21 protein-coding genes are annotated in these 23,504 nt (G+C 67.5%); 6 read left to right on the top strand and 15 right to left on the bottom strand.

Annotation, left to right across the window (positions count from 1 at the left end; genetic code table 11):
* Positions 1 to 250: 250 nt before the first annotated feature.
* A complete protein-coding gene (gene mgrA / locus V8683_RS00630) occupies positions 251 to 1,294 on the top strand; it encodes an L-glyceraldehyde 3-phosphate reductase (RefSeq protein ID WP_411187659.1) in 1,044 nt (347 codons plus the stop codon).
* A 142-nt stretch (positions 1,295 to 1,436) separates the two neighbouring features.
* Positions 1,437 to 2,423, top strand: coding sequence for a fatty acid desaturase family protein (locus tag V8683_RS00625; RefSeq protein WP_411187657.1), 987 nt, complete (start codon positions 1,437 to 1,439; stop codon positions 2,421 to 2,423).
* 46 nt (positions 2,424 to 2,469) lie between these two features.
* Here the strand turns inward: V8683_RS00625 and V8683_RS00620 are convergent, their stop codons facing one another.
* The gene (locus tag V8683_RS00620) at positions 2,470 to 2,655 is read right to left on the bottom strand and encodes a hypothetical protein (protein WP_027793253.1); all 186 of its coding nucleotides are present in this window, start codon (positions 2,653 to 2,655) and stop codon (positions 2,470 to 2,472) included.
* A 228-nt stretch (positions 2,656 to 2,883) separates the two neighbouring features.
* Positions 2,884 to 4,134 (bottom strand): MFS transporter, encoded by a 1,251-nt coding sequence (locus V8683_RS00615; RefSeq protein WP_411187655.1) that lies wholly within the window; start codon positions 4,132 to 4,134, stop codon positions 2,884 to 2,886.
* Between the two features lie 390 nt (positions 4,135 to 4,524).
* Between V8683_RS00615 and V8683_RS00610 the strand changes: the two genes are divergently transcribed.
* Together V8683_RS00610 and V8683_RS00605 are read left to right on the top strand one after the other, a co-directional pair.
* Positions 4,525 to 4,737, top strand: coding sequence for a hypothetical protein (locus V8683_RS00610; RefSeq protein WP_411190462.1), 213 nt, complete (start codon positions 4,525 to 4,527; stop codon positions 4,735 to 4,737).
* 106 nt (positions 4,738 to 4,843) lie between these two features.
* On the top strand, positions 4,844 to 5,896 hold the full coding sequence (locus V8683_RS00605; protein WP_411187653.1) for a serine/threonine protein kinase: 1,053 nt from the start codon (positions 4,844 to 4,846) through the stop codon (positions 5,894 to 5,896).
* Positions 5,897 to 5,932: 36 nt separating this feature from the next.
* Here the strand turns inward: V8683_RS00605 and V8683_RS00600 are convergent, their stop codons facing one another.
* Positions 5,933 to 7,861, bottom strand: coding sequence for a DUF3857 domain-containing transglutaminase family protein (locus V8683_RS00600; protein ID WP_411187651.1), 1,929 nt, complete (start codon positions 7,859 to 7,861; stop codon positions 5,933 to 5,935).
* 393 nt (positions 7,862 to 8,254) lie between these two features.
* Between V8683_RS00600 and V8683_RS00595 the strand changes: the two genes are divergently transcribed.
* A complete protein-coding gene (locus V8683_RS00595) occupies positions 8,255 to 9,649 on the top strand; it encodes an L-lactate MFS transporter (protein ID WP_411187649.1) in 1,395 nt (464 codons plus the stop codon).
* Positions 9,650 to 9,662: 13 nt separating this feature from the next.
* Positions 9,663 to 9,791 (top strand): MFS transporter small subunit, encoded by a 129-nt coding sequence (locus tag V8683_RS00590; RefSeq protein ID WP_411187647.1) that lies wholly within the window; start codon positions 9,663 to 9,665, stop codon positions 9,789 to 9,791.
* Between the two features lie 100 nt (positions 9,792 to 9,891).
* Here V8683_RS00590 and V8683_RS00585 read toward each other — a convergent pair whose 3' ends face one another.
* The 12 genes from V8683_RS00585 to V8683_RS00530 all read right to left on the bottom strand — a co-directional run bounded on the left by V8683_RS00585 (position 9,892) and on the right by V8683_RS00530 (position 23,447).
* Entirely contained in the window at positions 9,892 to 10,914 is a 1,023-nt protein-coding gene (locus V8683_RS00585) for an XdhC family protein (protein ID WP_411187645.1), read from the bottom strand.
* Positions 10,887 to 11,486, bottom strand: coding sequence for a CoxG family protein (locus tag V8683_RS00580; protein ID WP_411187643.1), 600 nt, complete (start codon positions 11,484 to 11,486; stop codon positions 10,887 to 10,889). Before V8683_RS00580 ends, V8683_RS00585 begins: the two co-directional genes overlap by 28 nt.
* A complete protein-coding gene (locus tag V8683_RS00575; protein WP_411187641.1) occupies positions 11,477 to 12,703 on the bottom strand; it encodes a vWA domain-containing protein in 1,227 nt (408 codons plus the stop codon). Before V8683_RS00575 ends, V8683_RS00580 begins: the two co-directional genes overlap by 10 nt.
* 4 nt (positions 12,704 to 12,707) lie before the next feature.
* Entirely contained in the window at positions 12,708 to 13,595 is an 888-nt protein-coding gene (locus V8683_RS00570; RefSeq protein WP_411187639.1) for an AAA family ATPase, read from the bottom strand.
* 77 nt (positions 13,596 to 13,672) lie between these two features.
* On the bottom strand, positions 13,673 to 14,485 hold the full coding sequence (locus V8683_RS00565) for an FAD binding domain-containing protein (RefSeq protein WP_411187637.1): 813 nt from the start codon (positions 14,483 to 14,485) through the stop codon (positions 13,673 to 13,675).
* A gap of 13 nt (positions 14,486 to 14,498) precedes the next feature.
* Complete coding sequence (locus V8683_RS00560) at positions 14,499 to 16,898, bottom strand: xanthine dehydrogenase family protein molybdopterin-binding subunit (protein ID WP_411187635.1); 2,400 nt, start codon at positions 16,896 to 16,898, stop codon at positions 14,499 to 14,501.
* Positions 16,899 to 16,910: 12 nt separating this feature from the next.
* On the bottom strand, positions 16,911 to 17,405 hold the full coding sequence (locus V8683_RS00555) for a (2Fe-2S)-binding protein (protein ID WP_411187633.1): 495 nt from the start codon (positions 17,403 to 17,405) through the stop codon (positions 16,911 to 16,913).
* A gap of 459 nt (positions 17,406 to 17,864) precedes the next feature.
* Positions 17,865 to 19,274 carry an amino acid permease gene (locus V8683_RS00550; protein ID WP_411187631.1) on the bottom strand — a complete coding sequence of 470 codons (1,410 nt, stop codon included), beginning with the start codon at positions 19,272 to 19,274 and terminating at the stop codon, positions 17,865 to 17,867.
* A 369-nt stretch (positions 19,275 to 19,643) separates the two neighbouring features.
* The gene (gene rqpR / locus V8683_RS00545) at positions 19,644 to 20,300 is read right to left on the bottom strand and encodes a response regulator transcription factor RqpR (RefSeq protein WP_411187629.1); all 657 of its coding nucleotides are present in this window, start codon (positions 20,298 to 20,300) and stop codon (positions 19,644 to 19,646) included.
* Positions 20,297 to 21,211: a sensor histidine kinase gene (locus V8683_RS00540; protein ID WP_411187627.1), complete on the bottom strand. Its 915-nt coding sequence runs from the start codon at positions 21,209 to 21,211 to the stop codon at positions 20,297 to 20,299. Before V8683_RS00540 ends, rqpR begins: the two co-directional genes overlap by 4 nt.
* Positions 21,212 to 21,639: 428 nt before the next feature.
* Positions 21,640 to 22,410: a ferredoxin--NADP reductase gene (locus V8683_RS00535; RefSeq protein ID WP_411187625.1), complete on the bottom strand. Its 771-nt coding sequence runs from the start codon at positions 22,408 to 22,410 to the stop codon at positions 21,640 to 21,642.
* A gap of 392 nt (positions 22,411 to 22,802) precedes the next feature.
* Positions 22,803 to 23,447: a LysE family translocator gene (locus tag V8683_RS00530; protein ID WP_411187623.1), complete on the bottom strand. Its 645-nt coding sequence runs from the start codon at positions 23,445 to 23,447 to the stop codon at positions 22,803 to 22,805.
* Between the last annotated feature and the right edge of the window lie 57 nt (positions 23,448 to 23,504).

Genomic DNA, 23,504 nt, shown 5'->3' with positions numbered 1-23,504 from the left:
CGCGGCGGCGTCCATGGGGGCCCGCTGCCGCGGATCGTCCGCGCTGTTTTCTCGCTCCGCATTCTGCGTGGCGTCCCGCGCCGTATCCCGCATACTGGGCTTCTGCAGAGCGCGCGCGGATTGGCTAACATGGCAGCCTCCGTCGCGTCTTGCGCGCAGCGGAGCCCCGGCGCCGCACCTGCGCGCGCGGGGCGGCCGCCTTCACGCTGCCGGCCGCCCACTTTCCCCGTTTTCGTCAAGGATTCAATCAATGGCCTACGAAGCTGCTTCTGAGCGCTATTCGGAGATGCAATACCGTTTTTGCGGCAAGTCGGGACTCAAGCTGCCGGCGCTGTCGCTCGGCCTGTGGCACAACTTCGGCGACACCACGCCGATTTCGACGCAGCGCGAGATCCTGCGTACCGCGTTCGATCTGGGCATCACGCACTTCGATCTCGCCAACAACTACGGCCCGCCGTACGGCAGCGCCGAGACCAACTTCGGCCGCATCTTCAAGGATGACTTCCGCCCCTACCGCGACGAACTGCTGATCTCGTCGAAGGCCGGCTGGGACATGTGGCCCGGTCCCTACGGCCAGGGCGGCGGCTCGCGCAAGTACGTGCTGGCTAGCCTCGACCAGAGCTTGCAGCGCATGGGGCTCGACTACGTCGACATCTTCTACTCGCACCGTTTCGACGTGGAAACGCCGCTCGAAGAGACGGCCGGCGCGCTCGCCACGGCCGTGCAGCAGGGCAAGGCGCTCTACGTCGGCATCTCGTCGTATTCGCCCGCGAAAACGCGCGAGATGGCGAAGCTGCTGGCCGAATACAAGGTACCGCTGCTGATCCATCAGCCGTCGTACAACATGCTCAACCGCTGGATCGAGCACGGCCTGCTCGATACGCTCGAAGAAGTCGGCGCGGGCAGCATCGCGTTCACGCCGCTCGCCCAGGGCCTGCTCACCAACAAGTATCTGAACGGCGTGCCGGCCGACGCGCGCGTGAACCGTCCGGGCGGCGGCTCGCTCAAGGGCGAGCACCTGAGCGCGGGGAACATCGGGCATGTGAAGAAGCTCGACGAGATTGCCCAACGCCGCGGCCAGAGCCTCGCGCAGATGGCCATCGCGTGGACGCTGCGCGGCGGCCGCGTGACTTCGGCGCTGATCGGCGCAAGTCGTGCGGAACAGGTGCGCGAGAACGTGGCCGCGCTGAAGAATCTCGATTTCTCGCCGGAGGAACTCGCGGAGATCGACCGCTACGCCATGGAAGGCGGCGTCAATCTTTGGGAAAAGCCGTCCACGGATCAGCACATCTGATTCGCGTCGTATCGGTTCTGGACGCCTCGCGCACGCGAGGCGTTTCTTTTTCTGCATTACAGATCATTACGGACGGCGCGATTCTTCTCGCTGTCATGCTCCGCTGCTAACGTCGCCGCAGTCCTTGCTGCGAGTAGAGCCGATGGAGCCCACGACCGCCGACCGAACCGCCGCTTGCGCCCCTGCGCGGGCCGCGATGCAGCCGCCCGATATTCGCGCAAACGCCGCGATGCTGGCTTTCGCGGGACTCGCGCTCGCCTGGCAACTGGCGGGGCTGCCGCTCGTTGTGCGCGCATCGGGCGGGCTGTCGCTGGCGCTGCTCGCGACGCTCGTGCCGGTCGTGCTCGCCACGCCGGTCCACTGGGGCTTGATTCACGAGGGCATACACGGCCAGTTGCTGCGCGATCGGCGCGCGAACGAGGCCCTCGCGCGGCTTCTCGCGATCGGCCTCGCCATGCCGTTCGATGCGGTTCGCTTCGGACACCTGATGCATCATCGTTTCACGCGCGAGCCGTTCGACCGTCCCGACGTGGACGATGCCACCGAACCACGCTGGCGCAAGCGGCTTGCCTATTACGTGCGTCTGTTCGGCGGACTTTACCTGGGTGAACTGATCGTGCCGCTCGTGGCATTCCTGCCGGCGCGGCGCGCGCGCGAACTGATCGCGCGCGGGGTGGGCGCGCATGGCTTCGAGGGCGCGCAGGTTCAGCGGCTTTTTGCCAACCATGCCGGCGACGCGCGAAAGCGCAGCCAGGCGCGCCGCGACTGGCTGTGCTCATGCGCGCTCTATGCGCTTGCGTTTGCGCTGTACGGCAAGGCTTGGCCCGTTCTGGTGGTGACGATGTGGCTGCGCGGTTTGTGGCTTTCGATGGCCGACAACCTGCCGCACTATGGCGTCGCGCTCGACGAACCGGGGCGTGCGCGCGACTTTCGCGTGCCGCGCGGGGTCGGCGCGATGCTGATGAACCATCATTTGCATCGCCAGCATCATTTGCATCCGACGATGCCGTGGACGGCGCTGCCGGCGCTCGCGCGCGAGGGTGCCGAGGATCCGGGTGTGCGCCCCGCGTATTTCCGCGCGGCGCTGCGGCAGTTGCGCGGACTGCAGCCGGGAAACCGCGTGCACTGAATCTCGCTGGCTGGCGGCGCCGCAAGCGACGCCTTCCGCCGTATCGCTACATCAGCGCGGGCAGGGTTTCGACGAGGGCAACGGCTACGAGCGCGCCAAGCAGCGCGCCGATCACGCGCAGCGTGTTGTGCCGGAATTCGGTGGAGCAAGGCAGCGCGCCAAGAAAGAGGGCGCCGGCGAGGGCCATCGGGATGATCATCACGAAGTCGCCGATCGTGAAATAACCTTCCATGTTCGTCTCCTTTCCGAGGCTTGTGTTCGCCGATGAGGCGACCAGCCTTCATCGAGTATAGGAGAGGGTTGGAAACGAGGCCGCTACGGCGTGCGCCGTCTCGCCTGCCGCGGCAAGACGTGCCGGCCGTCCGGCGGGGCTTTGCGGTGGCTCTCACCGTACCGCTCCTCATGAGGCCGCGGTTCGCTCATGTTACGAATGCCTTTCGATTGGCGGCGACGCCGGGCGTCAGGCCGTGCCGGCCAGTTCGCGCCGGCGCAGCGTCCGCGCGCCCCACAGGCCCACGACCAGCAGCACGGCAACCAGCCCTGCGACGCCCGGCCAGCCGCCCGTCGTCCAGAAGTGCCCGCCAATCGAGCCCATGATGCTGGACCCGAGGTAATAGGCGAGCAAATACAGTGCCGCGGCCTGGCCCTTGGCCTCGCGCGCGAGCCGGCCGACCCAACTGCTGGCCACGGCGTGCCCGGCGAAGAAGCCGATCGTGAGGCAGCCGATGCCGCTGGCGATCAGCGCGAGCGGCGTAAAGAGCGTGAGCACGACGCCCGCGAGCATGATCGCGAGACTCGCGATCAGGACACGCCCGCGGCCGAAGGTGTCGGCCATGCGGCCCGACCAGGGCGAGGCGACCACGCCGGTCAGATAGACGATGAAGATCGCGCTGATGGCGGACTGGCTCAGGTGGTAGGGCGCGGCGATGAGCCGGTAGCCGATATAGTTGTAGAGCGTGACGAAGCCGCCCATCAGCACGAAGCCCATGGCGAACAGCACGGGCAGACCGGGCCGCGCGAACTGCTGGAGGAGCGCGGCGCGGTGATGCGCTAAGCCGAGTCCCTTTTTCGGCACGAAGTGGCGTGACGGGGGCAGCAGCGCGCGAAACGCGAGCATCGAGGCGATGCCGAGCGCACCGATCGCGCCCACGGCCACGCGCCAGCCGAACAGATCGGTGATGACACCCGTGATGACGCGCCCGGACATGCCGCCAATGGCGGTGCCGCCGACATAGAGGCCCATGGCGAGGCCGAGGCCATCGGGATGCATCTCTTCGGCAAGCCAGGCCATGGCGACCGCGGGCACGCCGCCCAGCGCGAGGCCTTCGAGCGTGCGCAGCACCAGCAGTTCGTGCCAGTGCGGCACGAACGCGGCCGCGAGTGTGAGCAGCGCCGACGCGCTGAGCGAAGCGGTCATCATGGCGCGCCGGCTCCAGCCTTCGGAAACGAAGCCGGCGATAAAGATCGCGCCTGCGAGCGCGGCGGTGCTGAGCGAAAGCGAGAGGCTGCTCTGGGCGGGGCTCACACCAAATGCCTGCGAGAACGCGGGCAGGAGCGGCTGCACGCAGTAGAGCAGGGAGAATGTCGCGTAGCCCGCGAACAGCAGCGCGAGACAGGCGCGCCAGTAGGCACGCGAGCCTCGTTCGAGATACGGTGCGGTCGACGGCGAGGGGGCCGCGAAATTGCGATCGGCGCCCGGTGAAACGGTCACGGCAAGGTCTCCGAAAGATAACGAAGGCGCAACGATACGCCAGTTGTGCGAATCGCGGCGCCGGGGCCGCAGCGCGGGTGGTTCGAAGAGCTGACTTGATCGTCTGCTATTGTTCGTCTCTTGTAAGAAAAGAGGCCGATCTGGCGACCCGGGCGCGCAGGCGCAAACATGGGGCAGATGATTCTCCCCCCTAATTTTTCGCTTTGCGCGCAGGCCCAAACAGGCAACAATGCGTTAACCGGTCCGGCTTGCTGCGCGTGGCGCGCGCGAAATGGCAAGCCGCCGGTGTTGGTATGGATGTGAGCACAACCGTTGGTGCCCGCAGACCTGGTTCAGCAAATTGACCGGCGTTTCACGCAGGAAAGCCGGCATGGAGAACGGGGAAACATCATGCAAATCGGTTCTATCGTCCGCACTGTCCACATCGCCGTCCCGCATGGCGCTCGTGGCATCGTGATGCGTATTCTCGGCAATATGGCCATGGTCACCTGGTACATCGGCGAGCCCGGCGCATCGAAGCAGCTCAACACCGAACCCTTTTTTCTGGAAGACCTGATCGACACGGGCGAGCACGTTCTGCCGGCCGGATCACTCGTGCATTGAAACTGGCAAGCTGAAGCAGGCGCCGGGCGCGCGACGCGCCCGGTAGCAGTCCGATCGCCGATCGCGTCACTCGCCCAGTCGGCCCGCAGAAGGCACAATTGCGGGTATGACTCACGATCCCTCTTCCCAGCCTCCTTTCCCCGACGACACGCCCGCGTCGTCGGCTTCCCCGTCCGCACCCTACGCGCGCCTCACGCCCGAGTGCGTACTCGACGCCGTCGATAGCGTGCTGATGCCCGCCGGCCGCCGCACGGACGGCCGCATGCTCGCGCTCAACAGCTACGAGAACCGCGTCTACCAGGTGGGCGTGGAGGACGAGTCGCCGCTCGTCGCGAAGTTCTATCGTCCCGAGCGCTGGTCGGACGAGGCGATCCTCGAAGAGCATGCCTTCGTTGCCGAACTCGCTGCGCGCGAGATTCCGGCCGTGCCCGCGCTCACGTTCGAGGACCGCACGCTGCACGGCTTCGAGGGCTTTCGTTTCGCCCTGTTCGAGCGGCGTGGCGGCCGCGCGCCCGATCTGGACCGCAGCGAGACGCTCGAATGGCTCGGCCGCTTCATCGGCCGCATTCATGCGGTGGGCGCGCTCACGCCGTACCGTGCGCGGCCCACGCTCGACATCCAGGCCTTCGGTTACGAACCGCGCGACTATCTGATCGGGCACGGCTTCGTGCCCGCCGACGTGCGCGGCGCCTGGGAGGCGGCCGCGAATCTCGCGCTGGAGGGCGTCGAGGCCGCGTTCGAGCGCGCGGGCGACGTGCGCTCGCTGCGTCTGCACGGCGATTGCCACCCGAGCAATGTGCTGTGGACCGATGCCGGGCCGCACTTCGTCGATTTCGACGACAGCCGGATGGGTCCCGCTATCCAGGATTTGTGGCTGCTGCTGCCGGGCGATCGCGCGGGTGCGTCGCGCGCGCTCGCGGACCTGCTCGCGGGCTATGAGGACTTCGCGGAATTCGAGCCTCGCGAACTGCACCTGGTCGAGGCGCTGCGCACGCTGCGGCTCCTTCATTACTCGGCATGGCTTGCGCGGCGCTGGCACGACCCGGCGTTCCCCGCCGCCTTCCCGTGGTTCAACACACAACGCTACTGGGAAGAGCGCATTCTCGAGTTGCGCGAACAGATCGGCGCGATGCAGGAAGGGCCGCTCTGGCCGGTGTGAGGTTCCTGCCGGCCGCTTGTCGCGTCACAGGTCCTCTCATTGCGCGCTCGCCGCGTGCACCGGCTGCCCGCTCGCGGCGGCGGCGTTCGTTACCGGCTTGATGATCCACTGCGCGCGCAGGTCGCGCGACATCGTTTCGAACGCCGGGCGCATTTGCGCAAATTCGTCGGGCGTGCAGACGTCGCTCGCAAAATGCGTGCGCCCCGTGCGCGTGACGCGCAGCACGTTCGTTGCCGGATCGAGTGTGTACTCCGAACTGAATTCGACATAGGCATCCCCGGCGTGCTGCGGCGTGGGCACGTCCAGCACGCGCATGCTCGCTGGCAGCGCGATGCGCGCGCGCTCGGTGGCCACGAAGTTGCGGCATACGAACGGCTGCGTGCGGCGCGGCTCGTCCAGCCAGTAGCGCAGGTTCGCATCGAGTCCGCCCACGAAGCTCGTGAGCGCCGGGACGGGCGTGGTCATCTCCGGGTCGACGAAGCCGTCCAACTGGCCCGTGAGCATGAGCACGAGAGGACCGCTCGTCGCTTCGAGCGGGCTTGTCGCGATCGTTGCTGTGCCGCGCAGGTTCGCGTTGTGCAACTCCCACTGCAGCGATTCTTCGCGCTGGGCGGGGGTTTGCAGGCGCAGCACGCTGCGCGTCTGCTCGGCGGCCCAGCCGTTCGCCTGCAGGCGGAACACGAAGTGCGCGGAGCCGTCGGGCGCGACGGTGATGTCGAGGTCGCTCTCGCGCGTCGTCGAAGCCGTGGCGGGCGTGCGTACGCGCGTGCCGTCGCCCGCGAGCACCGCCACGCGGTCCATGTCGGTGGAGGGCAAGAAGCCGAACTCGATGTTGTTCGCGGTGGAATCGGCGAACAACTGCAGGTCGGGCAGCCACGTGATGACGTGATTGATCACGCCGAAGCCCGGTACGTCGGGCAGCGTGTAGACCGTGCCGCTATTGACCAATGCGGGCTCGCTCTTCACGTCCACCGCCGCCAGCAGCGCGCCGTAGAGCGCCACATGGTCCTTGCAGTCGCCGTAGCGGTTGGCGAGGATGTCCGTGGCGCGGTGCGGCACGATCTCGCCGCGTCCGATATTGATCGCCACGTAGCGGATATTGCGGCGCACCCAGTCGTAGAGCGTCTGCGCCTTCGCCCGCGGTGTCGCATCGTGTTCGGTGAGGTGCTTCGCAAATGCGACGAGCGACGGATCGCGCGCGCTCGGGTCCGCCGCCGACTCGCGATATACCGCCGCAAACGCCGCATAGTCGGGAAAGGTCGAGACCATGAGCCGGTCGCCATAGCTAACGTAGGAAACCGAACCATATTCGAGGCGCCCGAAATTCGCCTTGTCGTAGCGGAATTCGTAGCGCGTGCGGTCGCCCGAGGTTCGCGGCGGCAGCGCCGTGAAGCCGCGTGCGTCGGCGTAGAGCGGCTCCGAGGCGGGCATGTCGTAGATCACGCGGAAGTCGTGTGTGGGCGCGAGGTCGGGCGGCGTGAAGTCGCTGAACCAGCCTGCCACGACCGGCGTGCGCTGCGTCTTGCGATAGGTGAGGTGCACGCGGGCGCCGGGCTCGACGGCCGGGAACACGATGACCTTGTCCTCCACGTCCTGGAACATCGGCGCGTCGAACGAACGCACTTCCTGGACATCGCGGATCTGGCCGGGCTGCACGTCGTGGCGGCCCCCTTGGGCATCCTCGGTCCAGGCGTCCAGCACCTCGACGTCGGCCATCTCGCGGTTGAACCAGATGTAGTACTGGCCGGCGCGCTCGACGCCCGCTTCCGTGTTCACGCGCAGCGTGAGCTTGTCGAGCTTGATGAACGAACCGTCCTTGTTGACGGTGTAGGTCTGCGTCTCCGACTCGTTGGTATAGGGCGCCTGCGAGGCGTCGTCGGGCAGCGCCGCATTGGCCGCATGGGTCGCGTGCGCGGTCGCGCCGGCAAGGGCGAGGCATAGCGCGATCAGGTGAGCGAGGCGCATGGAAGTGCTCGTGCGGTTGGCAACGGGTGTGTGGGGGGCACGGCTGTCGAACGCAACGTTCCCACTTAAAAGTCACGCGATGCGCTTGTCAAGCGGGAGCCCCGCACAATGCCGGAGGTCGTGTTCCGGGCGCATCCAATGGGGACTCCTTTCGATCATGTAATGGTGCGGACAGGCGCTCGCGGCCTGGTTGCCGGGCCCGAGCGGGGACTCGGGGACCTGGGGGCATCCCATATGCATAGATGTCTCATATTGCCAACGCCGGCGGTGGGGACTAAGGTTCCGGGCAGTCGCTCTGCGACATTTAAGCGCACCGTACATCCAGCCTGGTGGGGTGCGCAGCTTGATGTACCCACACGCATGTACCCAGATGCCCCAGAACAGGAGACCAACATGAGCAGCGTTGCGGATTCGACGCGCGGTGCCCCACCTTTCTTTTCGAAGGAGGCCACGATCGCGCCGCCGGGCTTTTCGCGCTGGATGGTGCCGCCCGCCGCGCTTGCCGTGCATCTGTGCATCGGCGAGGCGTACGCCTTCTCGGTATTCAATGCGCCGCTCACGAAAGTGATCGGCATCACGCAGTCGGCGCCCGACGACTGGTCGCTCACCACGCTCGGCTGGATCTTCTCGCTCGCCATCGTGTGCCTCGGGCTGTCGGCGGCGTTCGGCGGCAAGTGGCTCGAACGCGTCGGCCCGCGCCGCACGATGTTCACGGCGGCCTGCTGCTTCGGCGGCGGCTTTCTCGTTTCGGCGCTCGGCGTGTGGCTGCACGAAATCTGGATGCTGTATCTGGGCTATGGCGTGATCGGCGGCATCGGGCTCGGGCTCGGCTACGTCTCGCCCGTTTCGACGCTGATCCGCTGGTTTCCGGATCGCCGCGGCATGGCCACGGGCCTCGCGATCATGGGTTTCGGCGGCGGCGCGATGATCGCGGCGCCGCTCTCCGTCATGCTGATGAAGCATTTCGCAAGCGACACGAGCATGGGCGTTGCGCAGACCTTCGTCGTGCTCGGCGTGGCGTACTTCATCTCGATGTCGATCGGCTCGCTCGCGATCCGCGTGCCGCCGCCCGGCTGGAAGCCCGAAGGCTGGACGCCGCCCGCGACCACGGCCAGGCTCGTTTCGCGTGCGCACGTCCATATCGACCGCGCGCTCAAGACGCCGCAGTTCTACCTGATCTGGCTCGTGCTGTTTCTCAACGTGACGGCCGGCATCGGCATCCTGGGGCAGGCTTCGGTGATGATCCAGGAGAGCTTCAAGGGAACCGTGAGCGCGGCCGCAGCGGCGGGCTTCGTGGGCCTGCTCTCGCTCTTCAACATGGGCGGGCGCTTCGTGTGGGCCTCGGCTTCGGACTGGGTGGGGCGCAAGACCACCTATTACATATTCTTCGTGCTGGGCGCGGTGCTCTATTACGCGGTGCCGCAGTTCGCGCAGAGCGGCAACATCGTGCTGTTCGTGCTTGCGTACTGCGTGATCCTTTCGATGTACGGCGGCGGCTTTTCGACCGTGCCTGCCTATCTCGCGGACATGTTCGGCACGGCGTTCGTCGGCGGCATCCATGGGCGCCTGCTGACCGCATGGGCCGCGGCCGGCGTCGCGGGGCCGGTCCTCGTCAACTACGTGCGCGCCTACCAGGTGGCGCATGGCGTCGCGAAGGCCGACGCCTACACGATGACCGTACACATCATGGCGGTGCTGCTGGTGGTCGGTTTCGTCTGCAATCTGCTCGTCACGCGCGTGCACGAGAAGCATCACATGAGCGAGTCGCAACTCGCGGCCGGAAACTAAGGAGTCTCGAACAATGAGCACGACCGTTGCCACGAAATCCTCGAACAAGCTGCTGATGGCTATCTTCTGGTTTTATGTGCTGGTGCCGCTCGCATGGGGCGTGACCAGTACGCTCACCCAGGCGATGAAGCTGTTCGGCTAGGCCGGAGACGGCAATTCGCCGCCGCGTCAGTCAGGCGGCGACGCGGGCCGCCGACGAGAGTCGGGGCCCGCTGGAACCGTTCAAGCGCGCTCAAACACGCTCAAACGTGACAGGCCGACCCGGCGCCGGCCGCGATCTCGCGCGCGGCTTTCGCGCCTTCAACCTGGAGGATGGTGGGCAGCGAGACACCGTTCTTTGCCGCAGTCACCTCGGCGAGAATCGACACGGCGATTTCGGGCGGCGTGCGGCTGCCGATGTAAATGCCGACCGGCCCGTGCAGCCGCGCAAGCTCCGCCTCGCTCAGATCGAACTCCTTGAGCCGCTCGCGCCGTGCCGCATTGTTGCGCCGCGAACCTAGCGCGCCGACGTAGAACGCGGGTGTCTTGAGCGCTTCCATCAGCGCGAGGTCGTCGAGCTTCGGATCGTGCGTGAGCGCGATCACGGCGCAGCGTTCGTCCAGCTTCATCTCCAGAACCGTGTCGTCGGGCATGGTGCGCACGAGCGCCGTGCCCGGCACATCCCAGGTGTCGGTGTACTCCTCGCGCGGATCGCACACCGTCACCTGATAGTCGAGCCCGACGGCAATCTGGCACAGGTAGCGCGAGAGCTGCCCCGCGCCGATGACGAGCATGCGGTAGCGAGGCCCGTGGATGGTAAGCAGTTGCGCGTCGTCGAAATAGACGCCGTCCGTCGCGCTGGCGGGGCCGAGCGAGGCCTCGCCGCTCGCCATGGCGAGCGTGCGCGCTACGAGTTCGCCGCGCTCCACGGCTGCGAGCAGCGCGCCGATGCCGCTTGCCTCGCCAAGCGGCTCCAGCACGAGCTGGATCGTGCCGCCGCATGGCAGTCCGAAACGATGTGCTTCTTCGGCCGTGATGCCGTATTTCACGGCTTCGGGTTTGTCGATGCCGATGCCTTCGCGGCGTACGCGGTCGATCAGGTCGTCCTCGATGCAGCCGCCCGAGACCGAGCCCACCACGAGCCCGTCGTCGCGCACCACGAGCATCGCGCCCTCGGGACGCGGCGACGAGCCCCACGTCTTCACCACCGTCACCAGCAGGGCGCGGTGCCCTTCTTCCAGCCAGCGTACGCTGGACTTCAGGACCTCGAGATCCACGCTGTCCATGATCGTTTCCTCTTTTTTCCGTCGTCGTCCGATGCGTCTTCGGCGGCGTTTTCACTGTCCACTTCGCTTCCTGCTTCGTTTCTTGCTTGAACCGCTTCGGGTTCTTCACTTTCCTCGGCGGCGGCCGGACCGCCGCCCAACTGCTCGCCGAAGCGTTTGAAAAATTCTGCCGCAATCTTGCGCGCGGCGCCGTCCACGAGCCGCGAACCGATCTGCGCGAGCTTGCCGCCCACTTGCGCGTTCGCGGTGTAGGTGAGCGTCGTGGCGTTCTCGCCTTCCGGCTCGAGTTTCACCTGCGCGCTGCCCTTGCCGAAGCCCGCTGCGCCGCCCTGGCCTTCGAACTGGATCGTGTAGCTTCTCGGCGCGTCGATATCGGTCAGTTCCATGCGCCCTTTGAAGCGCGCCTTCACCGGGCCCACGACGGCGGTCAGCGCGACGGCGTAGGCGGATTCGCCTTCGGGCTCGATGCTCTCGCAGCCCGGAATGCAGGCCTTGAGTATCGCCGTGTCGTTGAGCGCTTCCCACGCTCGCTGCTGCGGTACCGGCAGCGAGTGGCTTTCGGTCAGCTCCATCGTGTTCCTCCTTCTGGTGACGTTCGCTGCGGCATGCGCGCGGCGAACGGCGCTTCGCTCAGACTGCGCCCGAACGCTTCGAGGCAATCGAGGTTGTGGACCGGGTAGTGGGCGTCCACGTGCGGCAGCATCGCCTGCACGCCGCGCGCCTTCGGCGCGAAGTCGCAGTAGCGCAGGAGCGGATTGAGCCACACCACGCGATGCGCGAAGCGATGCAGGCGCGCCATTTCGGCGGCGAGCGTCTCGCTTGCTTCGTGATCGAGTCCGTCGGTGACGATCAGCACGGTGGCTCTTCCGCCGAGCATACGGCGCGCCCAGCGGCGATTGAACTCGCCGAGCGTCGCGCCAATGCGCGTGCCGCCCGACCAGTCCGCCACCTGCGTGGCGAGCTGCGCGAGCGCGATGTCGGGGTCGCGTTCGCGCAGGGCGCGCGTGGCGTGCGTGAGGCGCGTGCCGAACAGGAAGACCTGAAGGCGCTCGCGAGAATGCAGTAACGCGTGACAGAAGTAAAGCACCGCGCGCGAATATGCACTCATCGATCCGCTGATATCGAGCATCAGCACGAGCGGCGGCTTGCGCTCGACGGGGGCGCGGTATTTCCACACGGTCCAGTCGCCGCCCGCGCGCACGGCGTGGCGCGCGCTCGCGCGCAGATCGGCGTGCGTGCCGTGCGAGGCGGCCTTGAGCCGCCGCGTGCGCTCGGTCGCGAGCGGCAGGCGGCGCGCGCGGATCAGGTGGCGCAGCGTGCTCCATTCGTCGGCGGTGAGCGTTTCGAAGTCCCGATGGCGCAGGCGTTCCTCGGCGCTGAAGCTCGCGTGGGCGCGCAATTCGTGTTCTTTGTGCTCGTCGCGCGCGGGGGGCGCGCCGCGCGGCGCGGCGGCGCGGGCCGCGAGCGCCTCCGCGAGACGGTTGTTGCGGCGCGGCGGCGGCAGGCCGCCCTGCACCTTCGGCAGCAGCAGGGCGCGCAGCTTGCTCTCCCAGTCGGGGTCGCGCCAGAACAGCTCGAAGGCGGCGTCGAAGATCTCGCGCTCGTCGGGCGCCGCCGTGAGCAAGGCGGCCAGCGCGGCCCGCACGTCGTCGCGGCGCGCGAGATCGATCAGGCTCAGCGCTTCGAGCGCGTCGGCAGCCTGGGCGGGCGACATCGGCAAGCCCGCGCCGCGCAGCACGCGCACGAAGTGCACGACGTTGCGCGCGAGCATGGGAGGCGTGGTGTCCATCGATCTATTCCGCCACCGCGAGCGCCTCGGCGATGCGCTGCGGGTCCAGTTGTGCGAGGTCGTCCTGATACTTGAGCAGGACGCCCAGCGTGTCCTGCACCGACTGGGGATCGAGTTCGGTCACCGCGAGTGCCTCCAGCGCGCGGCACCAGTCGATGGTTTCCGCAATGCCCGGGGCCTTGAAGAGATCCATCGTGCGCAGCCGGTGCACGAAGGCCACCGCGCGGCGCTGCAGCGCTTCGGAGGTTTCGGGCGCGCGCGCCGCCACGATCGCCAGCTCGCGCTCGCGGTCCGGATAGCCGAGCCATTGATAGAGGCAGCGGCGCTTGAGCGCGTCGTGCACTTCTCGCGTGCGGTTCGAGGTGATGACAACGAGCGGCGGTTCGTGGGCGCGCACCGTACCGTACTCGGGGATCGATACCTGGAAGTCCGAAAGAAGCTCCAGCAGGAAGGCTTCGAACGGTTCGTCCGCGCGGTCGATTTCGTCGATCAGCAGCACGCGCCGCGCCGCAGGGTTCTGCGGGTCGGGCTGCAACGCCTGCAGCAGCGGCCGCTTGAGCAGGAATTCGTCGCGGTAGAGCGTGTCGTTGCGCGGCTTTTCGCCGGCCGCTTCCGCAAGACGCAGCGCCATGATCTGGCGCGGATAGTCCCATTCGTAGAGCGCGCTCGCGGTGTCGAGCCCTTCGTAGCACTGCAGCCGCAGCAGCGTCGTGCCGAGCATCGCGGCGGCGGACTTGGCGAGCTCCGTTTTGCCCACGCCGGGCTCGCCCTCGAGGAACAGCGGACGCTGCATGCGCAGCGCGAGAAAGAGGGCGGTCGCCAGCTCGCGGCTCGCGAAATAGCCGCGCGTCTGGAGTTGCGCCTGGGTGTCGTCGATCGAGGCCGGTTGCATGGCGTGCCTGAAAAGCGTAAGCGGGCACGCTCCCGCGGGCAGCAGGCTGCGCGCGCGAGCGTGCCCCGATGGCGGACCTAGCCGATGGCCTCGGTCACCGCGCGCCCCGCGAGCACCGGAATCAGGTGCGCGCGATAGGCGGCGCTGGCGTGGAGGTCCGTGTTCAGGTCGTCGGCGGCCACGGTCACGGCGCGCGCGGCGGCGGGCGTGAAGTTCGCCGCGAGCGCCTGTTCGAGCGCGTCCGCACGGAACACCGAAGGCGCCGCGCCCGTGACGGCCACGCGCACGGGTCCGCCTGCCGCGCCATTGGCGAACTGCGCGACGAACACGCCGGTCAGCGCGAAATGCGAGGCCGGGTTCTTGAACTTCTCGTAGGCCGCCCGCTCGGGAACGGGAAACTCCACGGCCACGATCAGCTCGTCGGGTTCCAGCGCCGTCTCGTACATGCCGAGGAAGAAGTCGTCGGCGGCGATGCGGCGGCGGTCGGTGACGACAGTCGCGTTCAGCGCGAGCACGGCGGCCGGATAGTCGGCTGCGGGGTCGTTGTTCGCGAGCGAGCCGCCTATCGTGCCGAGCGCACGCACCTGGCGATCGCCGATGCCGCCCGCGAGCTGCGCGAGCGCGGGCAGCGCGTTCTGGACCTGCGCGCTTTCGGCGACGTCCGCATGGCACACCGCTGCGCCCACCTTCACGACCTTGCCGTCCACGAAGAGCGCCTTCAGGTCGGGAATGCGTGTGACGTCCACGAGCGTGGAGGGCTGCGCGAGCCGCAGCTTCATCGCCGCGAGCAGGCTCTGGCCGCCGGCCAGGTATTTGGCGTCCGAGTCGGCGGCGATCGTCTTCACGGCGCCTTGCGCGTCGTCCGCGCGCTGGTAGTCGAATGAATACATGGTGCGCCTCCGCTCAAGGTTGTGAAGCCGCGCCGGAACCCCCGGCGGCCTGGATCGCCGACCACACGCGATGCGGCGTGGCCGGCATCTGCAGGTCTTTCACGCCGAGGGGACCGAGCGCGTCGAGGATCGCATTGATGACGGCGGGCGGCGAGCCGATCGCGCCCGCCTCGCCGCAGCCTTTCACGCCGAGCGGGTTATGCGTGCACGGCGTGCCCTTCGCGGTTTCGACGGTGAACGAGGGCACGTCGGACGCATGGGGCATCGCGTAGTCCATATACGAGCCCGAGAGCAACTGGCCGGTCTCGTTGTCGTAGATGCACTGCTCCAGCATCGCCTGGCCGATCCCCTGGCCCAGGCCGCCATGCACCTGGCCTTCGACGATCATCGGATTGATGACGTTGCCGAAGTCGTCCACGGCGGTGAAGTGCTCGATGCTCGTCACGCCCGTTTCGGGATCGACTTCCACCTCGCAGATGTACGCGCCCGAGGGATAGGTGAAGTTGGTCGGGTCGTAGAACGCGCTTTCGTCGAGGCCCGGTTCGAGCGTTTCCAGCGGGTAGTTGTGCGGCACGTAGGCCGAGAGCGCGATTTCCGCGAAGGCCTTCGTGCGGTCGGTGCCCGCCACGCGGAAGACGCCGTTCGCGAACTCGATGTCCTCCACGCCGGCTTCGAGCATGTGCGCGGCGATCTTCTTTGCCTTCGACTCGATTTTGTCGAGCGCTTTCATGAGGGCCGAGCCGCCCACCGCGATCGAGCGCGAGCCATACGTGCCCATGCCGAACGGAATGCGGGCCGTGTCGCCGTGCACGATCTCGATCTGCTCGATCGGTACGCCTAACCGGTCGGACACGACCTGCGCGAAGGTCGTCTCGTGGCCCTGGCCATGGCTGTGCGAGCCTGTGAACACGGTAACGGAGCCGGTCGGATTCACGCGCACTTCGCCCGCTTCGAAGAGGCCGGCGCGCGCGCCTAGCGCGCCCGCGACGTTCGACGGGGCAAGGCCGCACGCCTCGATGTAGCACGAGTAGCCAAGGCCGCGCAGCTTGCCGTTCTGCTTCGAGGCGTCGCGCCGGGCGGCAAAGCCCTTGACGTCGGCGAGTTCGAGCGCGCGACCGAGGCAGGCCTCGTAGTCGCCGGTGTCGTAGGTGAGGCCGACGGGCGTCGCGTACGGGAACGACGTGATGAAGTTGCGGCGGCGGATCTCGGCCGGATCGAGCTTCATTTCGCGCGCGGCCGTTTCCACAAGGCGTTCGACCACGTAGGTCGCCTCGGGGCGGCCCGCGCCGCGATACGCATCCACGGGCACGGTGTTCGTGAACACGGCCTTCACCTCGGCGTAGATCGCGGGCGTGGTGTATTGGCCCGCGAGCAGCGTCGCGTAGAGGATGGTCGGCACGCTGGAGGCGAACGTGGAGAGATACGCGCCCATGTTCGCGGTCGTGTGCACGCGCATGGCGAGGAACTTGCCGTCCTTGTCCATCGCGAGCTCGGCCTTCGTCACGTGGTCGCGGCCGTGGGCGTCGGAGACGAACGACTCGCTGCGCTCGGCCGTCCACTTCACCGGACGGCGGATCTTCTTCGCGGCCCACGTGAGCGCGACGTCCTCGGCGTAGAGGAAGATCTTCGAGCCGAAGCCGCCGCCCACGTCCGGCGCCACGATGCGCAGCTTAGTTTCCGGTAGCCCGAGCACGAACGCGGCCATGAGCAGCCGCTCGACATGCGGGTTCTGGTTGGCCACATAAACGGTGTAGCTGTCGTCGTGCAGCGAGTAGTTCGCGTTCACGGCGCGCGGCTCGATGGCGTTCGGCACGAGGCGGTTATTCACGATGTCGAGCGTCGTGACGTGCGCCGCCCTGGCGAACGCCGCGTCGGTGGCGGCCTTGTCGCCGTGGCCCCACGTGTAGCAGGTGTTGTTCGGCACGCCGTCGTGCACGAGGGCCTGGCCGGCGTCGGCGGCGTGGGCCGTGTCGACGACGGCGGGCAGCTCCTCGTAGTCGACTTCGACCAGCTCGGCGGCATCCTTTGCCGCCTTCACCGATTCGGCGATCACGAGCGCCACCTGGTCGCCCACGTGGCGCGCCTTCTCGTGCGCGATCACGGGATGCGGCGGCTCGTGCATGGGCGTGCCGTCGATGCTGTGGATCAGCCAGCCGCACGGCAGGCCGCCCACGTTCTCGGCGGCGAGGTCCGCGCCGGTGAAGACGGCCACCACGCCGGGCGCGGCCTTGGCGGCACTCGTGTCGATGCGCTTGATGCGTGCGTGCGCATGCGGCGAGCGCACGAACACGGCATAACTTTGCGCGGGCAGGACGACGTCGTCGGTGTACTGGCCGGCGCCGGTGAGGAAGCGCTGGTCTTCCTTGCGCTTGACGGGGGCGCCGATCAGGCGGTTCGGTTCGGGTGCGTTCATGACGGCCTCCCCTTACACCGTAGCGGCGGCGGACGTGCCGGCGCGCATGCCTTCCGCGCCCGCGAGCACCGCCTTCACGATGTTGTGATAGCCCGTACAGCGGCACAGATTGCCGTCGAGGCCCGCGCGCACGTCGGCTTCGGTGAGGTCCGGGTTCTCGATGGCGAGCGCCGTTGCGCTCATCACCATGCCCGGCGTGCAGAAGCCGCACTGCAGGCCATGGCACTCGCGGAACGCGGCCTGCATCGGATGCAGCTCGCCGTTCTTCGCCAGGCCTTCGATGGTGGTGACGTCCATGCCGTCGCATTGCACGGCGAGCTGGTTGCACGACTTGATCGCGCGGCCGTTCAGATGGACGGTGCAGGCGCCGCACTGCGCCGTGTCGCAGCCGACGTGCGTGCCGGTGAGACGTAGCTGCTCGCGCAGGAACTGGACCAGAAGCGTGTGGGGTTCGATTTCGGCGGTCACGGGTGCGCCGTTGACCGTGAGGCGGATACTGATCGCCATTGATTGTCTCCTTGTCGGCCGCACCTGGCGCTTCAGCGCCTCGTGCGGCCCCATGCAAAGCGATGGGATAGAGACCGGCCTGGGCCCGCGTACACCATGTTGCCCCGAAATGCCGTCTGCTTGTCTGCCGTCCGTTGCGCGTGCTGCGCGCGGCTACCCGTATGGAGTGGGCGGCCCGGAAGGAGTGGGGGCGAGGGTCCGGCTGGTGCGTTGCTCTTCAGTGATGCCAAGGGATGACGCCCGGACAGTAAAGCACAAATTGCCGGTTTGCGCTGCGCGGGCTTTTACCGCCGGGCGAGCACGAAAAACGGCCTGTCCCGGACGGGACAGGCCGTTCGAGCCTGTTCGTGCGTTTGATGCGCCGCCGCGAAATGCGGCGGGCAGCGAACGGCGAACGGCGAACGGCGAGCGGCGAGCGACGAACGGCGAAGCGGGGAAGCGTGCGCTGCCCCGCCTGCCTCAGCGTGAGTCGTGCGTCTCGTGCGCGAGCCGCGAATGACGGCGCGAATAGCCGAAGTAGATCACCATGCCGATCACGAGCCAGACCACGAAGGCGATCCACGTGAGCGGCTGCAGGTTGATCATCAGGAACAGGCACGAGGCCACGGCCAGGATGGGCACCACGGGCACGCCCGGGCAGCGGAACGCGCGCGGCAGGTCCGGATGCGTCTTGCGCAGGATCAGCACGGCGATCGAGACCATCGAGAACGCCGCGAGCGTGCCGATGTTGATGAGCTCGGCAAGCACGTTGAGCGGCACGAGCGCGCCGATCAGCCCGAAGAAGATGCCGACGAGCCAGGTGGTGAGGAAGGGCGTCGCGTAGCGCGGATGCACGCGCGAGAGCGCCGCGGGCAGGAGGCCGTCGCGCGACATCGCGAAGATGATGCGGGTCTGGCCGTAGCTCATCACGAGGATCACGGTGAGCATGCCGAGCACGGCGCCGAGGTCGATGAAGCCGGCCACCCACTTTTCGCCGGCCACCTGCAGCGCGTACGAGACCGGGTGCCCGATGTTGGCGAACTGCGCGGACGGCACGATGCCCGTCACGACGGCGGCGACGGCCACGTAGAGCACGGCGCACACGGCGAGCGAGGCGATGATGCCGACGGGCAGATCGCGCTTGGGATTCTTCACTTCCTCGGCGGCGGACGAGACCGAATCGAAGCCGATGAAGGCGAAGAACATCACGGCGGCGGCGCCGAACACGCCGTTCCAGCCGTTGGGCATGAACGGATGCCAGTTGGCGGGCGTGACGTGGAACGCCCCGACGGCGATCACGAGCAGCACGACCGTCACCTTGATGGCGACCATGATGTTGTTGATGCGGGTGGATTCGCGCACGCCGATGGAGAGGAGCGCCGTGATCACCATCATCACGAGGAACGCGGGCAGGTTGAAGAGCGTATGCACGCCCGGCACCGCGCCGGGCGCGGCGGTAAGCGCGGCGGGCAGGTTGAGCCCGAAGCCCGCGAGCAGCGATTGCAGATAGCCCGACCAGCCCACCGAGACGGCCGAGGTGGCGAGGCCGTACTCGAGCATGAGGTCCCAGCCGATCACCCAGGCGGCCAGTTCGCCGAGCGTCGCGTACGAATACGTGTAGATCGAGCCGGCGACGGGAATGGTCGAGGCGAACTCGGCATAGGCGAGGGCGGCGAAGCAGCAGGCCACGGCGGCGATGAGGAACGCCACCATCAGGGCGGGGCCGGCCTGCACGGCACCCGTGCCGGTCAGGACGAAAATGCCGGTGCCGATGATCGCGCCGATGCCGAGGAAGGTGAGGTCCAGTGCGCCGAGTGCTTTCTTCAGGCCGGCGCCCTGGGCGCTCGCCTGCAGCATGTGCTCGACGTTCTTCTTGCGAAAGAGGGACATTTGGCGGGGAACTCCTGGTTTGGGCGCAGCCTCTGTGGGGGCCGGCGCGCCGAAAATCGTGAAACCGGAAATTTTAGCGGATATGGACAGCGAGACCGGGCGGATTGGGGCAGGAAAGGGGTAAAAGCGGGGTAAAAAGCAGCGAAATTGGGCTGAAGAACCCGTGGGCCGCGGGCGAATCTGCCGCAAACGAAGACGAGCGCGCGCAATCCTTGCCCGAGCGTGCGGAATCGGAAAAACTCATTTCCAGATCAAGGGCTTATGGCGAGAAGGCCGCTTAAGTGCCATTGCCGTGCCCGCGAGGTGCAACCCGGCGCCACCCAGACGCCACCCCAGCGCCGCAGGGTGCCCGTCCGCCTTGCGAGAGGCTTACGCGCCTACCGCCGGCGCGAGATCGACGAGCCGGTTGCTCATCACGTAGAACGTGAGTTCGGCGTTGTTGGTGAGGTTCATCTTTTCGAGCAGGCGCGTGCGGTACACGCTCACCGTCTTCACCGAAAGCGAGAGGGTGCGCGCGATGTCGGTGAGCCGCTTGCCCGAGGCGAGCATGCACAGCGTCTGGTACTCGCGGTCGGAGAGCTTTTCGTGCGGCATCTGCTCGCCGTCCACGAGCACGTAATCGGCCAGCGCCTCAGCCATCGCCGGGCTCACGTACTTGCGGCCGCTCGCTACCTGCTGGATCGCGGCGATCATCTGCGCCGCGTCCACCGTCTTCGAGAGGTAGCCCGAGGCGCCGGCCTTCAGCGCGCGCACGGCGTACTGGTCCTCGCGGTACATCGAGAACATCAGCACCGGCACGCGCGGCGCCTTGCGTTTCGCGCGCTTGAGCACCTCGACGCCGTTCATGTCCGGCAGCGAGATGTCGAGCAGCACCACATCGCAGGCGTGTTTCGCGATGGCGGCGAGGGCTTCGGCGCCGGTCTGCGCCTCGATCACTTCGCTTGCGATGCCCCGGTCGACCAGCAACTGGCGTACGCCCTGGCGCACGACGGCGTGGTCGTCGACCAGCAGGATGCGATGGCTCATGAGAGAGCGCCTTTCACGAGGGGTGGAGCGAAATCGGAGGCTGGGGCCGCAAGGAGCGCGCCCCAGGCGAATCGTGCGCGCACGACGGTCCCGGGCTGGCCGTCGCCGGTATGGCGGGCGCTCGTGCGCAGCGTTCCGCCGAAGGCGGCGCAGCGCTCGCGCATGCCGGCCAGGCCGTACTGGCTGCGGCGGCTGCCGGCGCGCCGCACGCCGGTCGAGCTGCGCGGCAGGCCGATGCCGTCGTCGCTCACGGTGAGTGTCAGGTCGCGCATGCTGCAGTCGATGCGCACGTCGGCGTGGGTCGCGCGGGCATGCCGCGCGACGTTGGCGAGCGCCTCCTGGGCCACGCGGAACACGGCGAGCGCCGCTTCGGCCGGCAGGCGCGCGAGCCGCACGTCGGCCGCGCAGACGAAGCTCGTGGCGAGGTTCGTGCGCTTGCCGAAGCCGCGCGTCCACTCGGCGAGCGTCGGCACGAGGCCGGCATCGAGTTGCGGGGCGGCGAGCCCGTCGAGCGCGTGGCGCAGCGCCTCGCCGGCGGTTTCGAGCGAACGCGCGACGAGCGCGAGCGCTTCGGCGCACTGCGGCGGCGCATTGGCGGGCAGCCAGGTGTGGACGTTCGCGAGCGCGAAATGGGTGGCGGCGAGCTCGGCGCCGACGCTGTCGTGCAGCTCGCGGGCGAGACGCTCGCGGGCGGCCTCGTCGGCTTCGATGCGGATCGTGCGGGCTGCCGCGAGTTGCTCCTGCCGGCCGACGATCTCGCTCAGGCCGGCAAGCGCTGCATCGGCGGGGCGTGGCCGGTGCGGCATGGGAGCCGCGTACGGGCGCGACAGACCGCCGGGCGACGGATCGCCGCCTGACGCCAACGCATCAGGCGCACGCGCGATCACTGCCGCGAAATTCGACGTGTCCATTCATCCCCCGTTCTGGAACCGGTTTGCCGCGCCATGGATGCCCGGGAGTCTGGGTCCCGGTGCGACGGATAACGGCACGGCGCAGCGTAACGAAATTTACATCCAGTAACAACCTGGCTGTGTCCCTGATCGGGACGTGCAAACGGCCAATGCTGCGCCGCGATAATATCTTAAAAAAAGAAAAAATTCAGGCTGGACAAGGCTTGGCGCAAAAAATCTAGAGCCTGCTTGAGGTGGCGCAGGGATCCCGCACGGGCCGCATTTGTCAGAAAAATGCTGACAGAAAAGCTACCTGATTTTTGTGAAATATGTAACCGTCGGCGCGTCGCATGGCGGCAGCGCATGGCAGCCAGCACGGGCGAAAAAAAGCCGGAGCGCGAGGCTCCGGCTTTCGTGGCATTCGAGTCAAGCCCGGACGGGCCGGCGGATCAGCCGACGAAGGCCTTTTCCACGACGTAGTGGCCCGGCTTGTTGTTGCTGCCTTCCGTGAGGCCGGCCTTTTCGAGCAGCTCGACGGTGTCGCGCAGCATGTGCGTGCTGCCGCACAGCATGATGCGGTCGCGCTCGGGCGTGAACGCCGGCAGGTCGAGGTCTTCGAACAGCTTGCCCGTTTCGATCAGCTCGGTGATGCGGCCGCGGTTCTCGAAGGTTTCGCGCGTGACGGTCGGGAAGTAGACCAGCTTTTCGCGGACGATCTCGCCCAGGTACTCGTGCTCGCGCAGTTCTTCGGAGATGAACTCCTTATACGCGAGCTCGTCGATGAACCGGCAGGTGTGCGTGAGGACGATCTTGTCGTAGCGGTCGTAGATGTCCGGATCCTTGATGATCGACATGAACGGCGCCAGACCCGTGCCGGTCGAGAGCAGCCACAGCACCTTGCCGGGCAGCAGGTTGTCGGCCACGAGCGTGCCGACGGGTTTCTTGCCGATCAGAACCTTGTCGCCGACTTTCAGGTGCTGCAGGCGCGACGTGAGCGGGCCGTCGGGCACCTTGATGCTCAGGAATTCGAGGTGCTCTTCGTAGTTGGCGCTGGCGAGCGAGTAGGCGCGCATCAGCGGCTTGCCGTCCACTTCGAGGCCCACCATCGTGAACTGGCCGTTGTCGAAACGCAGGGCCGGGTCGCGCGTGCAGGTGAAGCTGAAAAGCGTGTCGGTCCAGTGATGGACGCTCAAAACGGTTTCTTCGGTGTTTTTGCTCATGGTTCCTGATGGTGCGAAACAAAGGCCGCCAGACCAAAACGAGGCGCAGTCCGCCATTTTACCGCGACCGCGCCGCGAGGGCGGGGGGCGCCAATGGGAGGAGTGGCTCGCGCCTCGCGCTGTAGCGGCAAAGCCGCGCGCGGCGGGACGCTGGCGCCCGCACGGCAGACGTAACGGGCAAGGCTGGCATTGGCCATGACGGCGGCGCATGGGCCGGTGGTATCAGGCCTCAAACCCGCGAGAGCGGGCGGTGTGCCGCTTGCAGCGCTCGTCCGGTCGACGGATGGTTCAATCGGGCGCGCGCGCGAATATTTGCGAGATGATACCGGAAGCCTTGGCGGACCGCAGCATAGACCCTGGTGGCGGGGCCGTTACAGGTTTCGCCAGCCCGCTTAGCGGTCGGCGGCCAGCTTCAGGCCGAGGCCGACCAGCGCCACGCCGCAGAACGCGTCGATCGGGCGGCGCACGCGGCGATAGCCGCGCTGGGTGCGGTCGTCGGCGAACAGGAAGGCGATGCCGCAGTGCCAGCCGAACGACATGGCCGCCACCGTCGCCAGCACGGCGCCGTAGAACCCCAGCGGCGGATGCGCGGGCAGCATCGCCGCGAACATGCTGGTCCAGAAGACACAGCTCTTCGGATTGGTGAGGCACGTGAAAAGCCCGGCGCGCCAGGTGCGGAAATACTCGTGGCGTCCGGCGGGCGGCAGCGGTTCGACGGCCGTCGGCGCCACGGCCACCAGGTCGCGGCGCGCGCCCGAGCGCACGAGCTTGATGCCGAACCAGACGAGGTAGAGCGCACCGGCGACGCGCACGCCGGTGTAGACCCAGTCGATGCGCTGGAGCACGGTGGCGAAACCGAGCATGGCGAGCGCCGCCCACGCGGTGGAACCGACGCCCACACCGAACGCCGAGGTCACGCCCAGCGCGCGCCGTCCCGCGAGCGAAAGCTGGGTGACCATGAAAAAGTTCGGGCCGGGACTCACGAGCGCGAGCGAATAAACGGCGGCGATCTGGAGCAGTAGGGTGACGTAATGCATGAGGAGACCTGAGCGACTCGAAGGAGCGCAACACCATGCGCGGCGCGCGGCCCGCCA

It is taken from the genome of Paraburkholderia sp. AV2 (assembly GCF_054968425.1).
Note: the sequence above shows the minus strand (reverse complement) of the source record. Positions and strands in the feature narration are given on the sequence as shown.

Excerpts from the sequence above, each read along its gene's own strand:
- V8683_RS00580 (WP_411187643.1), bottom strand. The coding sequence starts at position 11,486 with ATGGAGCTGACCGAAAGCCACTCGCTGCCGGTACCGCAGCAGCGAGCG.
- V8683_RS00535 (WP_411187625.1), bottom strand. The coding sequence starts at position 22,410 with ATGAGCAAAAACACCGAAGAAACCGTTTTGAGCGTCCATCACTGGACC.
- V8683_RS00530 (WP_411187623.1), bottom strand. The coding sequence starts at position 23,447 with ATGCATTACGTCACCCTACTGCTCCAGATCGCCGCCGTTTATTCGCTC.
- V8683_RS00605 (WP_411187653.1), top strand. The coding sequence starts at position 4,844 with ATGACTCACGATCCCTCTTCCCAGCCTCCTTTCCCCGACGACACGCCC.
- V8683_RS00575 (WP_411187641.1), bottom strand. The coding sequence starts at position 12,703 with ATGGACACCACGCCTCCCATGCTCGCGCGCAACGTCGTGCACTTCGTG.
- V8683_RS00540 (WP_411187627.1), bottom strand. The coding sequence starts at position 21,211 with ATGGACACGTCGAATTTCGCGGCAGTGATCGCGCGTGCGCCTGATGCG.
- V8683_RS00620 (WP_027793253.1), bottom strand. The coding sequence starts at position 2,655 with ATGGAAGGTTATTTCACGATCGGCGACTTCGTGATGATCATCCCGATG.
- V8683_RS00610 (WP_411190462.1), top strand. The coding sequence starts at position 4,525 with ATGCAAATCGGTTCTATCGTCCGCACTGTCCACATCGCCGTCCCGCAT.
- V8683_RS00555 (WP_411187633.1), bottom strand. The coding sequence starts at position 17,405 with ATGGCGATCAGTATCCGCCTCACGGTCAACGGCGCACCCGTGACCGCC.
- rqpR (WP_411187629.1), bottom strand. The coding sequence starts at position 20,300 with ATGAGCCATCGCATCCTGCTGGTCGACGACCACGCCGTCGTGCGCCAG.
- V8683_RS00600 (WP_411187651.1), bottom strand. The coding sequence starts at position 7,861 with ATGCGCCTCGCTCACCTGATCGCGCTATGCCTCGCCCTTGCCGGCGCG.
- V8683_RS00595 (WP_411187649.1), top strand. The coding sequence starts at position 8,255 with ATGAGCAGCGTTGCGGATTCGACGCGCGGTGCCCCACCTTTCTTTTCG.
- V8683_RS00625 (WP_411187657.1), top strand. The coding sequence starts at position 1,437 with ATGGAGCCCACGACCGCCGACCGAACCGCCGCTTGCGCCCCTGCGCGG.
- mgrA (WP_411187659.1), top strand. The coding sequence starts at position 251 with ATGGCCTACGAAGCTGCTTCTGAGCGCTATTCGGAGATGCAATACCGT.
- V8683_RS00585 (WP_411187645.1), bottom strand. The coding sequence starts at position 10,914 with ATGGACAGCGTGGATCTCGAGGTCCTGAAGTCCAGCGTACGCTGGCTG.
- V8683_RS00560 (WP_411187635.1), bottom strand. The coding sequence starts at position 16,898 with ATGAACGCACCCGAACCGAACCGCCTGATCGGCGCCCCCGTCAAGCGC.
- V8683_RS00570 (WP_411187639.1), bottom strand. The coding sequence starts at position 13,595 with ATGCAACCGGCCTCGATCGACGACACCCAGGCGCAACTCCAGACGCGC.
- V8683_RS00590 (WP_411187647.1), top strand. The coding sequence starts at position 9,663 with ATGAGCACGACCGTTGCCACGAAATCCTCGAACAAGCTGCTGATGGCT.
- V8683_RS00565 (WP_411187637.1), bottom strand. The coding sequence starts at position 14,485 with ATGTATTCATTCGACTACCAGCGCGCGGACGACGCGCAAGGCGCCGTG.
- V8683_RS00550 (WP_411187631.1), bottom strand. The coding sequence starts at position 19,274 with ATGTCCCTCTTTCGCAAGAAGAACGTCGAGCACATGCTGCAGGCGAGC.